The 13,833-nt window shown below is 60.1% G+C and carries 13 protein-coding genes; 8 read left to right on the forward strand and 5 right to left on the reverse strand.

All coding sequences use genetic code 11. The features are described 5' to 3' along the window. Positions 1-21: 21 nt before the first annotated feature. Together coaD and CD58_RS27050 are read left to right on the forward strand one after the other, a co-directional pair. The gene (gene coaD, locus CD58_RS27045) at positions 22-501 is read left to right on the forward strand and encodes a pantetheine-phosphate adenylyltransferase (RefSeq protein ID WP_025215993.1); all 480 of its coding nucleotides are present in this window, start codon (positions 22-24) and stop codon (positions 499-501) included. A gap of 136 nt (positions 502-637) precedes the next feature. Then, on the forward strand, positions 638-889 hold the full coding sequence (locus tag CD58_RS27050) for a YfhL family 4Fe-4S dicluster ferredoxin (protein ID WP_003206534.1): 252 nt from the start codon (positions 638-640) through the stop codon (positions 887-889). 161 nt (positions 890-1,050) lie between these two features. Here the strand turns inward: CD58_RS27050 and CD58_RS27055 are convergent, their stop codons facing one another. The 3 genes from CD58_RS27055 to CD58_RS27065 are packed head-to-tail and all read right to left on the reverse strand — an operon-like array spanning position 1,051 to position 3,091. After that, positions 1,051-1,371 (reverse strand): hypothetical protein, encoded by a 321-nt coding sequence (locus CD58_RS27055; RefSeq protein ID WP_025215994.1) that lies wholly within the window; start codon positions 1,369-1,371, stop codon positions 1,051-1,053. A 47-nt stretch (positions 1,372-1,418) separates the two neighbouring features. Beyond that, entirely contained in the window at positions 1,419-2,231 is an 813-nt protein-coding gene (gene mutM / locus CD58_RS27060; protein ID WP_025215995.1) for a bifunctional DNA-formamidopyrimidine glycosylase/DNA-(apurinic or apyrimidinic site) lyase, read from the reverse strand. 44 nt (positions 2,232-2,275) lie between these two features. Further along, positions 2,276-3,091 carry an HDOD domain-containing protein gene (locus tag CD58_RS27065; RefSeq protein WP_162178178.1) on the reverse strand — a complete coding sequence of 272 codons (816 nt, stop codon included), beginning with the start codon at positions 3,089-3,091 and terminating at the stop codon, positions 2,276-2,278. Positions 3,092-3,282: 191 nt separating this feature from the next. Between CD58_RS27065 and CD58_RS27070 the strand changes: the two genes are divergently transcribed. The 5 genes from CD58_RS27070 (at position 3,283) to ilvD (ending at position 10,247) form a co-directional block, all read left to right on the forward strand. After that, entirely contained in the window at positions 3,283-4,479 is a 1,197-nt protein-coding gene (locus CD58_RS27070; protein ID WP_025215997.1) for a class I SAM-dependent rRNA methyltransferase, read from the forward strand. Positions 4,480-4,919: 440 nt separating this feature from the next. Beyond that, complete coding sequence (locus tag CD58_RS27075) at positions 4,920-5,999, forward strand: SagB/ThcOx family dehydrogenase (protein WP_025215998.1); 1,080 nt, start codon at positions 4,920-4,922, stop codon at positions 5,997-5,999. Then, a complete protein-coding gene (locus CD58_RS27080) occupies positions 5,996-6,949 on the forward strand; it encodes a diiron oxygenase (protein WP_025215999.1) in 954 nt (317 codons plus the stop codon). The genes CD58_RS27075 and CD58_RS27080 overlap by 4 nt, the downstream gene beginning before the upstream one ends. Continuing rightward, positions 6,942-8,147 carry an MFS transporter gene (locus CD58_RS27085; RefSeq protein ID WP_025216000.1) on the forward strand — a complete coding sequence of 402 codons (1,206 nt, stop codon included), beginning with the start codon at positions 6,942-6,944 and terminating at the stop codon, positions 8,145-8,147. Before CD58_RS27080 ends, CD58_RS27085 begins: the two co-directional genes overlap by 8 nt. 258 nt (positions 8,148-8,405) lie before the next feature. After that, complete coding sequence (ilvD, locus tag CD58_RS27090; protein WP_025216001.1) at positions 8,406-10,247, forward strand: dihydroxy-acid dehydratase; 1,842 nt, start codon at positions 8,406-8,408, stop codon at positions 10,245-10,247. A 244-nt stretch (positions 10,248-10,491) separates the two neighbouring features. On the opposite strand, the gene CD58_RS27095 is transcribed toward ilvD, so the two are convergent. Then, the gene (locus CD58_RS27095; protein ID WP_025216002.1) at positions 10,492-11,547 is read right to left on the reverse strand and encodes a phosphorylcholine phosphatase; all 1,056 of its coding nucleotides are present in this window, start codon (positions 11,545-11,547) and stop codon (positions 10,492-10,494) included. A 244-nt stretch (positions 11,548-11,791) separates the two neighbouring features. Between CD58_RS27095 and CD58_RS27100 the strand changes: the two genes are divergently transcribed. Then, on the forward strand, positions 11,792-13,183 hold the full coding sequence (locus CD58_RS27100) for an L-cystine transporter (protein ID WP_025216003.1): 1,392 nt from the start codon (positions 11,792-11,794) through the stop codon (positions 13,181-13,183). A 112-nt stretch (positions 13,184-13,295) separates the two neighbouring features. Here CD58_RS27100 and CD58_RS27105 read toward each other — a convergent pair whose 3' ends face one another. After that, positions 13,296-13,808 (reverse strand): dihydrofolate reductase, encoded by a 513-nt coding sequence (locus CD58_RS27105; protein WP_025216004.1) that lies wholly within the window; start codon positions 13,806-13,808, stop codon positions 13,296-13,298. Positions 13,809-13,833: the final 25 nt, after the last annotated feature.

Genomic DNA, 13,833 nt, shown 5'->3' on the forward strand with positions numbered 1-13,833 from the left:
GACACCCGCCAGGACGACGCGATGAACCGAGTGTTGTACCCAGGTACCTTCGACCCTATTACCAAGGGCCATGGCGATCTGGTCGAACGCGCCGCGCGCCTGTTCGACCATGTGATCATTGCCGTCGCCGCCAGCCCGAAGAAAAACCCGCTGTTCCCGCTGGAACAACGTGTGGATCTGGCTCGCGAGGTCACCAAACACCTGCCCAATGTGGAGGTGGTCGGCTTCTCGACGCTGTTGGCGCACTTCGCCAAGGAAAAGAACGCCAATGTGTTCCTGCGCGGCCTGCGGGCGGTCTCGGACTTCGAGTACGAGTTCCAGCTGGCCAACATGAACCGCCAGTTGGCACCGGACGTCGAGAGCCTTTTCCTGACGCCATCGGAGCGCTATTCCTTTATTTCTTCGACCCTGGTGCGGGAAATCGCGGCCCTGGGCGGTGATATCACCAAGTTCGTCCACCCGGCCGTGGCCGATGCGCTGACCCTGCGCTTCAAGAAATAACCCGCTGGCTGCGATCCGCTTCGCAGCCCGACACAACGCAGTCCATCGCGCCCGCGTGCACTGCGCTCGCCAATGCGGCACAATTGCGCCCATACGTTTTCAGATGCCCGGGCCCAATGCCCCGGCTGGAGCCTGCATGTCCCTGATCATCACCGACGACTGCATCAATTGCGACGTCTGCGAACCCGAGTGCCCGAACGAAGCCATTTCCCAAGGCGAAGAGATCTACGTCATCGACCCGAACCTGTGCACCCAATGCGTCGGCCACTACGACGAACCCCAGTGCCAGCAGGTCTGCCCGGTGGATTGCATCCCGCTCGACGAAGCTCATCCGGAAACGGAAGAGCAGTTGATGGCGAAATATCGCAAGATTACTGGCAAGGCTTGAGCCAGAAGACTCTGTAGCGCTTGTGCGGGCCTCTTCGCGAGCGAGCCCGCTCCCAAAGAGATCGGCTATGTCCACAGCATTTGTGTCTTAAGCAAATCCCTGGTGGGAGCGGGCTTGCTCGCGAAGGGGCCATCAGCAGCACCAAGATCCAACTGCCAACCTCACTCCTGCTGCTCAAACCCCTCCCCAATACACCCCAGGCACCGCACAAACGTGGCCTTCGCCGGGTCCACCACCAATGCCTTCCCCGCATCGCCAACCCCGCCGCCCAGCGCGGTAAAGGGCAACGACACCACAAACGCCCCGGCGCCGATCACCGTGGCGGCCAGTAACAGCGGGCGGGCGATCAGCAGATCGCCGATCATGGCGAAGGCGGGCGGATTCTGGATGGTGTAGCGCGGGTCGCCGCTGCCTTCGTTCGCCAAGGCAGGCAAACCGACACTCAGCAGCAGCGCAAGAACAACAGGTCGAAGCAGATTCATGGGGCGATCCTTCGGCTAAGCAGTAATGACTACTGACTATAGACGGATCAGCTCTGACAGCGCGGACACCAGACACTGGCGCGCTGGCCCAGGCGGATTTCCCGCAGCCCCGTGCCACAAACCTTACACAGCTCACCGCCCCGACCGTAGACGAACAATTCCTGCTGGAAGTAGCCGGGCTGGCCATCGCCACCGATGAAATCACGCAGCGTGGTACCGCCGCGCTCGATGGCGTGGGCGAGGATGCGTTTGATCTCGATCGCCAGCTTCAGGTAACGCGCCCGGGAAATACCTCCGGCCGCCCGACGCGGGTCGATGCCGGCGGCGAACAGCGCCTCGGTCGCATAAATGTTGCCCACGCCCACCACCACCGCGTTGTCCATGATGAAAGGCTTGACCGCCATGGAGCGGCCACGCGAGAGCTGGAACAGACGTTCGCCGTCGAACAGATCGGTCAACGGTTCCGGCCCGAGGCGGATCAGCAGTTCATGGTTGAGCGGGTCGAGGCTCCAGAGCATCGCCCCAAAGCGCCGCGGGTCGGTGTAGCGCAAGGCCAGGCCGGATTCCAGCTCGATGTCCACGTGCTCGTGCTTGGCGGCGGGCATGCCGACTTCCACCAACCGCAGGTTGCCGGACATGCCCAAATGGCTGATCAAGGTGCCAACTTCGGCATTGATCAGCAGGTACTTGGCCCGTCGCTCCACCAGCACAATGCGTTGCCCCGAAAGCCGCACATCGAGGTCTTCCGGAATCGGCCAGCGCAGGCGGCGGTCACGTACCACCACGCGACTGACCCGCTGGCCTTCAAGGTGGGGCGCGATTCCGCGGCGGGTGGTTTCGACTTCCGGCAGTTCTGGCATAGGGCTCTCGAGTCAGGCGAAGGCTCGGCGCTTATTTTCAGCGCTTAGCGAGTAGCAAGGTCGCGGATTTCCTGTTTCTGGGTCTGGAAGTCGTATTCCGACAAACCGATGTAATCGAGCACCAGCGCCCCGACGCAATCCCACTCATGGTCTTCGGCCTGATTGCCCAGCACCCGGTGGGACGCACAGATGTTCTCGGACATCTTCAGGATCGCCAGCAGGTTTTTCAGCTGGCTGTTGTTGCGTGAAGAGTCGTCGCTGAAAACCGCCAGGGCATTGTGGTGGTTGGCGATGGCCTGGCTGACGTGATCCGGCAGGCGCCAGGATTTTGAGGTGTAGTAACCGACCACCGCATGATTGGTGTTGAACACACGGTTCTCGGTGTCCACCACCCGGCACTCGGCGCTGGCATTGGCGTAGGCCTCCTCCAGCACGCTCATGTAGTTGGGGAACTGCTTGAGCATCAACGGCACGCCGCAATCGTGGAACAACCCCAATGCGTAGGCTTCGTCGCCATTCTCCAGGCCAACACGCTTGGCCAGGGTCAGGCAGGTCATCGCCACGTCCTGGGCGGTATCCCAGAAGCGGTTCAGGGTGACGATGGCGTCATCGTGCAGCTCGCCCTTGATCGACTGCGCATTGATCAGGTTGATGATCGAGCGGCTGCCCAGCAGGTTCACCGCACGCTGGATCGAAGTGATCTTGTTGCGCAGGCCGTAATACGGCGAGTTGACGATCTTGAGCAAGGCCCCCGAGAGGCCTGGGTCCTGGGAGATCAACTTGGCGATGGTCTCCAGGTCCGGGTCGGGCATGTACTGCTCCATCTGCAGATCCACCATGATCTGCGGCTGGGGCGGCACACTGATGCCTTGCAGGGACTGTTGGATCTGTTCGGCGGAAAGTTCTTTGGACATGAGTACACACTCTGGGTCAGGCGGGGATTCTAACCCTTAAAGATGGATCCGATACACCGCTGGGCCACCGATCGTCCTTCAACCACGCCAATCGCCGCAACACGGTATACTCCCGCTCTTTTTTCCGGAGCGACGTCATGTCCCTGCCTAGCCTGCGCCTCAAAGCCAACGCCGACCGTCGCCTGCGCGCCGGCCACCTGTGGGTCTACAGTAACGAAATCGACGTAGCCGCCACCCCGCTGCACGGTTTCAAGGCCGGCGACCAGGCCATCCTCGAGGCCGCCGGTGGCAAGCCGCTGGGCATCGTTGCGATGAGCCCCAACAACCTGATCTGCGCCCGCCTGCTGTCCCGTGACGTGAAGCTGCCGCTGGATAAATCCTTGCTGGTGCATCGCCTCAACGTGGCCTTGTCGTTGCGCGAACGGCTGTTCGACAAGCCGTTCTATCGCCTGGTCTACGGTGATTCCGACTTGCTGCCGGGCCTGGTGGTCGACCGTTTCGGCGACATTCTGGTGGTGCAGATCGCTTCCGCCACCATGGAAGCCCATAAAGAAGACGTGATCGCCGCCCTCACCCAAGTGCTCAAGCCCAGCGGTATTCTGTTCAAGAACGACTCCGCCGCCCGTGACGCCGAAGGCCTGAACCGCTACGTCGAAACCGTGTTCGGCCTCGTGCCGGAATGGGTCGCATTGGAAGAGAACGGCGTGAAATTCGAAGCGCCGGTCATGGAAGGTCAGAAAACCGGCTGGTTCTACGATCACCGCATGAACCGCGCACGCCTGGCGCCGTACGCCAAGGGCAAGCGCGTCCTGGACCTGTTCAGCTACATCGGCGGCTGGGGCGTGCAAGCGGCGGCGTTCGGTGCCAGTGAAGTATTCTGTGTCGACGCCTCGGCCTTCGCCCTCGACGGTGTCGAGCGCAATGCGGCGCTCAATGGCTTCGCCGAGAAACTGACCTGCATCGAAGGCGACGTGTTCGAAGCCCTGAAGGAACTCAAGGCCAGCGAAGAGCGTTTCGACGTGATCGTGGCCGACCCGCCGGCCTTCATCAAACGCAAGAAAGACCTGAAAAACGGTGAAGGCGCCTATCGCCGTCTCAATGAACAGGCCATGCGCCTGCTCAGCAAGGACGGCATCCTGGTCAGCGCTTCGTGCTCGATGCACCTGCCCGAAGACGACCTGCAAAACATCCTCCTGACCAGTGCCCGCCACCTGGACCGCAACATTCAGTTGCTCGAACGCGGCGGCCAAGGGCCGGACCATCCGGTGCACCCGGCCATTGCCGAAACCCGCTACATCAAGAGCATTACCTGCCGGTTGTTGCCCAACAGCTGAGTCTCGGGACGGGGCCGCAGCCATGGCTGCCGGGCCCCGCGCCGTATTATCCGCTCGATGCCTGATTCGCAGCCTTGGCTGCGAATTTTTTTGCGCGTATGAAAAGTTACCGAGCACCAAAGTAAATACCCGCACCTATACATCTTGTATGAACTCTCCCACATAATTACTGGAGCTTTCCTACTCAACAGCCACTTGCCAAGCACTCATCACAAACTATGATTGGACTGTCACTGCGCAAGTGACAACTATTAAAAAACACAACACTCATCTCAAACAAAGGAGCTGTACGATGAAAGCAATCAATCTGGAAGCTAATAAAATCGCAAACCTGGCAGGCCTGATTGTTCCAAAAAGCCGCTAAGTAAGTAAAAGATGGAGCCGGGGAGTGCCGGCGCCCCGCTCCATCGAGACTCTTCGTCCCAGCGGAATCAATTTTCATGCATATAAACCCGTGCCTTTTCATGCTTGCGCGACCGCCGCACCAAATTGTATGGAACTATGAGCGCCACACTCAATTCGAACTCGAACTTAATCATTCGATACGATTGGCGCAACTTATCAGCGACCCTTCACAATTCGACACCTGCAACCCCATAGATATTGAGTTCGTCAACGCCGACATACTGATTGCCGAGCCCAGGAATTCGATTAACTGGAGATGGGATGAACTGTCGAAAATATTTCATATCGGCACAAAGAACATTCCCTGCGAAAGTGTTCCCCAAGATGTGAATGAATGGGCGACGCTGTATCTGCAACATTGCAATGAAGTACTTGCGTCACCGACGCCCGCCGCCAGGACGAAGCCCTGCCCGATCGACCGGATTGCCCTTGCTTCGTGTCCGCTGGTGGATCTACAGCACGTTTCGCTGGCGCAGACGCTGGTCAATCGGAGCACATCTCGCTCATTCAGCGAACACGCCATTTCAATCGAGCAGGTCAGCACCCTCCTGTACCTGACCCTGGGTTACCTGAACGAACGCTCGTGCGTTCAGGCCAGCCCACCCGATACGCTGAACGCACGCCGCAGCAGCCCCTCGGGCGGCGGCCTGAATGCCTGCGAGGGCTATCTTTACGTGCGCAACGTCACAGGGCTGGCACCGGGGGTGTACACCTATCACCCGGACGAGCACGCCTTGAGCCTGATCCGACCCTTACCGGATGTCCCCCTGGGCCAATTGTTATGCGGTCAGCACTTCATTAATCCTCTGCCATTCGGGCTGTTCATCACTTCACGCTTCGACAAACTGTGGTGGAAGTACGAGCACTCCCGCGCCTACCGGATGGCATTTGTCGAAACGGGTCACGTGTCCCAGGTCTTCCTGATGGTTGCGACTGCACTGGGCCTCAATACCTGGTTGACCGGGGCGCTGGCCGACCGTCAGGTGGAACATCTGCTTGGCCTTGAGGGAGCCCCGGAGCAACCGTTGTTTTTTGTCGGCTGCGGGCATGGCGACGGACAGGTGCATTGCAACGAGCTGATGGCCCTGGTCAATGGCCAGGACACTGTCTCATGACCGGTTCTAGCTCTACCCAGGTGCCTCGTTACACCCTGGGCGACTGGAATAACAAGGCCACGGTACGGGTGGGGAAAAACGACTACCGGTTGCCCGATGACCTGGAGCAGCAACTGTCGATTCGGGACTGGTTCCCCCCCGCCTTCATTCCCTATATCGAACATCCGCTGATCGACAGGGCAGGACGTTCCATTGCCCAGCGCCTGGCGGCCAATCACCTGGTGTATTTCCTCGACTACACCACCTTGCTCGAACACCGGGTCGTCAATCGTGCCGTGGAAACCCTTGTTCATGGCGAACTCACCGTGTCGATCCCCGGGCAGATGAAAACCGCTGCCCTGCAGCTCTATACCGACGAGGGCTACCACGCACTGTTTTCCAATGAAGTGGCCGAACAGATCGTCGCCCTGTATGACATCCGCGATCGTCCGCCCCCCAGGCGTATCGACCGGCTATTGGCTGTCATCGACGTCACGAGCCCCACGGATCGGCCCCTGGCGTGGTTCCTGCTGGGGTTCGTCTCCGAAACGATCATCGCCAAAGAGCTGCTGGCCATCACCCGCGAAGGGTTGGTTTCCACGGTGTACAGGATGCTCAGGAGTCATCTCGAGGACGAGGCACGCCACAGTCGCTACTTCAGTGAGGTGTTCCAGTACCTGTGGTCCGCCCTGACCCCGACACAACGCGACCTGGCTGCAAGCATGCTGCTGGAGATCATCGGCCTTTATTTCGAACCTGACGCGCCCTGGCTGCTGGGCAGCCTCGCCAGCGTCGGCTTCAACGAGCCGTCATCCCAGCAGATCATCGCCGACCTCCTGCAACCAGGTGCCCATGCCCGACGGGTGCGCTCAGGGGCGACCTCGACCTTCGCGGCCATGAAAAAGGCGGGCTTTTTCGACAACGAACACAACCGGCAGCTTTTCTTTCAGGCGGGGTTTATCGATGGCTGACACCCAGGACCTTCCAGGCACCCGCAAACCCGCCACCGTCGGGCTGTTGCTGACCCTGACCTTGCTCGGCGTGTTCCCAATCGATGTGGTGCTGCCCTCGTTCCCAGCGTTGTCCGAGCACTTTCAGAGGCCGTCGTCTGACATCGCCCTGTCTGTCAGCCTGTTCGCAGTGGGCATCGCTCTTTCGCAGCTGCTGATCGGTCCACTCTCCGATGCCATGGGGCGAAAGAACCTGCTGCTGATCGGGATCAGCGTCTCAGCCGTTGGGGCAACAGGTTGCGTGCTCGCCGATGGTTACTGGTCCTTTTTGTTTTTCCGTGTCGTCCAGGCCTTGGGGTGCGGTTGTTTCGTACTGTCCCAGGCGTTGATCCAGGACCTGTTCACAGGCAGGGAGCAGCAGCGATTGCGTATTTTCCTGGTCACCTGCGGTGGCATTTTCATTTCCGTATCGCCCCTGGCCGGCACCGGGCTACAAAGCTGGATGGGCTGGCGTGGCAGTTTCCTGGTGTTCGTGGCCCTGGCGGTCGGCGTGTTTGTCGGCGCCAGCCTGTTACTCAAACCGTCCCCGGCGGGCCGCCCACGCAAGCGCCTGGACTTCATTGCGTCTTATCGAAAGGTCTGCGGTGACTTCAGCTTCATGGCCTATTGGTTGACGTCGGCACTGGCCTTTTCCTGCCATTTCTCGTTTATCGTCATTTCGCCGCTGGTGCTCATCGATCAGTTGCAGCTCTCGCCCGAGGCCTTTTCGTGGGCATTGTTGGGCTACGGACTGGCCTATATCGGCGGCGGAGCGGTAGCGACCGTGCTGAGCACTCGAATCGACCCTCAGACGCAAATCATCACAGGCCTGGGCCTGATCCTGGTAGCGGGCGTCTTGATGCTCGGGCTCTCCAGCCAACTGGGCTTGTCGGTCACTACCCTGCTGCTGCCCATGATCGTATGCACCGCCGGAACAACCATTGCCCGGGCAGCGGCCCATACCCTGGCAATGAATAGATTCCCGGGGCAAGCCGGTACGTCCGCCTCGGCCGGCAGCGTGCTGATCTTCATCGTCGGCGGGCTGACCAGTGCCGCGATCAGCCTTACCCCGCTGGATATGCAGATCACACTGGCGCTGAGCCTGATGTTGCTCAGCCTCCTCGGGCTGCTGCTCAATACCCTGGTCCGGCATCGTCACAGGGGGCTGTTGGCAGGCTGAGCGCTGCCAGTCGTCATCCCAAGCACGACATTGGCGTCCGATCAGCGCTTTGCGTCATTTCATCCTGGCGCCAGCGGTGTAGAATCGCGACATTCATCGCCATTCATCCCCGGCGGGTTTATGAGCTCATGCTGAGGCGCGCAGTGATCCTGCAAAGTCATCGGCCACTTCCGGACACTCGGCCAATCCCCGGTGTTCCAGAACGTCAACAGAAGCTCACTTCCCCTTTGATATCTGATTAGCCGCCCGGAGTGCTCCATGCCTGATTACCGCTCGAAAACTTCCACCCATGGCCGCAACATGGCCGGCGCCCGCGCATTGTGGCGCGCCACGGGGATGAAGGATGACGACTTCAAGAAGCCGATCATCGCCATTGCCAACTCCTTCACCCAGTTTGTACCCGGCCACGTGCACCTCAAGGACCTGGGTCAACTGGTTGCCCGGGAAATCGAACGCGCTGGCGGCGTTGCCAAAGAGTTCAACACCATCGCCGTGGACGACGGCATCGCCATGGGCCATGACGGCATGCTCTATTCGCTGCCGAGCCGCGAGATCATCGCCGACTCCGTCGAATACATGGTCAATGCCCACTGTGCCGACGCCATCGTGTGCATTTCCAACTGCGACAAGATCACCCCTGGCATGCTCATGGCCGCCCTGCGCCTGAACATCCCGGTGATCTTCGTTTCCGGCGGTCCAATGGAAGCGGGCAAGACCAAGCTTGCCAGCCACGGTCTCGACCTGGTGGATGCCATGGTGATTGCCGCCGACTCCAGCGCTTCTGACGAGAAAGTCGCCGAGTACGAGCGTAGCGCCTGCCCGACCTGCGGTTCGTGCTCCGGCATGTTCACCGCCAACTCGATGAACTGCCTCACCGAAGCCTTGGGCCTGGCCCTGCCAGGCAACGGTTCCACCCTGGCCACCCACAGCGACCGCGAACAGCTGTTCCTGCAGGCCGGCCGGACCATCGTCGAACTGTGCAAACGCTACTATGGCGAGAACGACGAGTCGGTGTTGCCGCGCAACATTGCCAACTTCAAGGCATTCGAAAACGCCATGACCCTGGACATCGCCATGGGCGGTTCCACCAACACCATCCTGCATTTGCTGGCCGCCGCCCAGGAAGCCGAAATCGATTTCGACCTGCGCGACATCGACCGCCTGTCCCGTCACGTGCCGCAACTGTGCAAGGTCGCGCCGAACATCCAGAAGTACCACATGGAAGATGTGCACCGCGCTGGCGGGATCTTCAGCATCCTCGGCTCCCTGGCCCGTGGTGGCTTGCTGCACACCGACCTGCCGACCGTGCACAGCAAGACCATGGCCGAGGGCATCGCCAAGTGGGACATCACCCAGACCACTGACGAAGCCGTGCATCACTTCTTCAAGGCCGGCCCGGCGGGCATTCCGACGCAAACCGCATTCAGCCAGTCGACCCGTTGGGAAACCCTGGACGACGATCGTGAAAACGGCTGTATCCGCAGTGTCGAGCACGCGTACTCTCAAGAAGGCGGCCTGGCCGTGCTCTACGGCAACATCGCCCTGGACGGCTGCGTGGTGAAAACCGCCGGCGTCGATGAGTCGATCCATGTGTTCGAAGGCAACGCCAAGATTTTCGAAAGCCAGGACAGCGCGGTGCGCGGGATCCTCGCCGACGAAGTGAAGGCCGGCGATATCGTGATCATCCGCTATGAAGGCCCGAAAGGCGGTCCGGGCATGCAGGAAATGCTCTACCCCACCTCCTACCTGAAGTCCAAGGGCCTGGGCAAAGCCTGCGCCTTGCTGACCGATGGTCGTTTCTCCGGCGGTACTTCGGGCCTGTCCATTGGCCACGCTTCGCCGGAGGCTGCTGCTGGCGGTGCCATCGGCCTGGTGCGGGACGGCGACAAGGTGCTGATCGACATTCCGAACCGCTCGATCAACCTGTTGGTCAGCGACGAAGAATTGGCCGGACGTCGCGCCGAACAGGATAAGAAAGGCTGGAAGCCAGTGGAAGTGCGTCCGCGCAAAGTCACCACGGCGCTCAAGGCCTACGCCCTGCTCGCCACCAGCGCCGACAAGGGCGCTGTGCGGAACAAGGCGATGCTGGACGGCCTGTAAGCGTCGTTAGTCGCAATAAAAAATGCCCCGCCAAGTGCGGGGCATTTTTTGGGCTCCAGTTTGGACTCTGGAGCCACATGATTCCCTGTGGCGAGGGAGCTTGCTCCCGCTGGGTCGCGAAGCGGCCCCAAATTTTCCCTATCATCCCCATGTCGTGAGCTTACGACGTTGGGGCCGCTTCGCAGCCCAGCGGGAGCAAGCTCCCTCGCCACCAAAGGCAATACCTTGCCTCTTTGATGCCGTGTTACTGGATATCCTCCGGCTTGACGATCACCCAGTTCTTGTCCGCCGTCACCGGCAGTCCTTCCTTGGCCTGGGCCGCGGCGTGCCTGGCCATCATGCCGTTGATCTGGGTCATGTACTTGTCCTTGCGGTTGACCCACAGGTGGATACCGCCCTTGGCCACGTCCACATCGTGAAACAGCATGTAGCCGTCACTGCTCGGCGTGTCGCCGCCCACCAGCACCGGTTTTTTCCATTCGTCGATGTACGTCAGGATAGCCGCGTGCTTACCGGCCATCCAGGTCGCCGGAGTCCACAGGTAAGGCGTGTATTCCAGGTCAAGATTGGCCTTCTCGTCATATTTACCTGCGGTGATCTGCTTGCGGGCAGTGGTCAGCTCGCCAGTCTTGCGATCCTTGAGCAACGTGGTCACGCCGATCACGTTCTGCGGCTTGAGGTTGTAGCCATACTTCGGATCGGAGGCGACCATGCGCACCAGCTCTTCCGACGCCGCGGTCATGACATAGACCTCGATGCCATTTTCCATCAGCTTGTTGTACAGCTCAGCCTGGCCGGTGAAGACTTTTGGCGGGTTGACGTTGTAGTTCACCACCTTGTCGCCGTCGTAATAGGTGGTTGGCACCGGCTTGCCGGAAGCCATCAGCTCATCGACGTAGCCCTTGAGTTCCTTGAGGGTAAAACCGGAGAACACCTGGGCGACCCACGGGTAGCAGACCATGTCGTCCACTTCACACAGACGGTAGTAATAACTGAACAAGCTTTCCTTGTGATCGGCCGTGTCCTTGAACGGCATCAGCTTCAAGGAAGGATCCAGGGTTTCACGGGTGATGAGGCCCTTGTTCTCCATGAACGGCAACAGCGACTCTTCAAGGTCGTAGCGGTAACTGGTGTTGTCCATGTCGAACACCGCGTAGTTACCCTTGTTGGCGTTGGCCGCGATCATCGCGTCCAGTGCCTTGGCCTGTTCGGCGGGCCAGTGCTTGAGATCAGTGGCAAATGCCTGACCGACGAGGCCCAGGCCCAAGGCAACAGCGAGAAGGTGAGGTGCGAGCTTCATCGGCATTTCTCCCAGGTTCAAAGAACCCGACGCTAACAAATGCTTGTGACAGTCCTCGCCTGTGGGCGACCGCTTACATCGTGATCACGCCAGCGGCGTATCCATAAACGCCATTGCCTTATTCCATAAACGACAATCTACATGCTTTTTTAGTATTAATTCATTAGTTATCAGGCTGTTAGGCTCCCCGGCTCGCAGTCGCGGCTTCAGGCGACTGGCACAAGTCTTATCGGAGCTTTTTTTGATGAATCTGCCGCTGATCCTCAATCTGCTGGTATTCCTCGCCTTGCTGTTTGGCCTGGCGAAAACCCGTCACGGTACCTGGAGCCTGGCCAAGAAAGTCCTGCTGGCACTGGTGCTGGGCGTGGTGTTCGGGATTACCCTGCACACGATTTATGGCGCTGGCCACCCGGTGCTCAAAGCCTCGATCGGTTGGTTCGACCTGGTGGGCAACGGTTACGTGCAGCTACTGCAAATGATCGTCATCCCGCTGGTCTTCGCCTCGATTCTCAGCGCCGTAGCCCGCCTGCACAACGCCTCGTCCTTGGGCAAGATCAGCTTCCTGACCATCGGCACGCTGCTATTCACCACCGCCATTGCCGCCCTGATCGGTATCGGCCTGACCAACCTGTTCGGCCTCACCGCCGAAGGCCTGGTGGCCGGCACCCAGGAATTGGCGCGCCTGCAGGTGATCCAGAGCGACTACGCCGGCAAGGTCGCCGACCTGAACATCCCGCAACTGCTGCTCTCGTTCATTCCACAGAATCCCTTTGCCGACCTGGCGCGGGCCAAGCCGACCTCGATCATCAGCGTGGTGATCTTCGCCGCGTTCCTCGGTGTCGCGGCGTTGCAGTTGCTCAAGGATGATGTAGAGAAAGGCCAGAAAGTGATCAACGCCATCGACACCCTGCAAAGCTGGGTGACGCGCCTGGTACGCCTGGTGATGAAACTGACCCCGTACGGCGTACTGGCACTGATGACCAAAGTGGTGGCCGGCTCCAACCTGCAGGACATCATCAAGCTCGGTAGTTTCGTCGTGGTGTCGTACCTCGGGCTGGGCTTGATGTTCGTGGTCCACGGCCTGTTGGTTTCCGCCGCCGGGATCAACCCGTTGCGCTTCTTCCGCAAGATCTGGCCGGTGCTGACCTTCGCCTTCACCAGCCGCTCCAGCGCGGCAACGATCCCGCTGAGTATCGAAGCCCAGACCAGCCGCCTGGGCATTGCGCGTTCCATTGCCAGCTTCAGCGCCTCGTTCGGCGCCACCATCGGCCAGAATGGCTGCGCCGGGCTCTATCCGGCCATGTTGGCAGTCATGGTTGCGCCGACGGTGGGCATCAACCCGTTGGATCCGGTATGGATCGCGACACTCGTGGCGATTGTGACCCTGAGCTCGGCGGGTGTGGCCGGGGTCGGTGGTGGCGCGACGTTTGCCGCGTTGATCGTACTTCCGGCAATGGGCTTGCCGGTCTCGCTGGTGGCGTTGCTGATTTCCGTCGAACCGCTGATCGACATGGGCCGCACGGCGTTGAACGTCAGCGGTTCGATCACCGCCGGGGCGATTACCAGTCAGGTGATGCAACAGACCGACAAGGCGTTGCTGGGTGCCGAGGAGCATGGGGAGCTGGTACAGGCTTGATGGGTGGCACCTGATCGATCGCTATCGCGAGCAATCTCCCACACTGGATCTTCAGTGAACACAGTATTTGTGATCACTGGCAATCAATGTGTGGAGCTTGCTCGCGATGTTTTTAAAGCTTTTCCCACACCTCAAAGCTGTAGGCCGGCTTGTCCCCTTCCGCCGGGTTCGGTTGGTTCGAAACCAACTTCCACTGGCTTGAATCAAACTCCGGAAACCACGCATCCCCCTTCGGGCTCAGCGCTACGCGAGTCAGGTACAGCCGATCCGCCTGCGCCAGCGCCTGGGCGTACAGTTGCGCACCGCCGATCAACATCAGCTCGTCGACACCCTGCGCCAACGCCCAGGCCTCGGCCCGTTCCACCGCTGCCTCGAGCGTAGAAAAGACCTCCGCACCTTCCAGCACCAGATCCAGCTGACGGCTGACCACGATGTTCAGGCGCCCTGGCAATGGCCGGCCGAGGGAATCCCAGGTCTTGCGACCCATGATGATCGGCTTGCCCAAGGTGGTGGCCTTGAAGTATTTGAAATCCCCCGGCAGGTGCCAGGGCATGCTGTTGTCGACGCCGATCACACGGTTTTCACCGAGGGCTGCGATCAGGCTTAGGGGCAGAGTTTTTTTCATGGCGGCGAGGATACCAGAGGCTTGG

It is taken from the genome of Pseudomonas brassicacearum, assembly GCF_000585995.1.
Lineage (GTDB): Bacteria > Pseudomonadota > Gammaproteobacteria > Pseudomonadales > Pseudomonadaceae > Aquipseudomonas > Aquipseudomonas brassicacearum_A.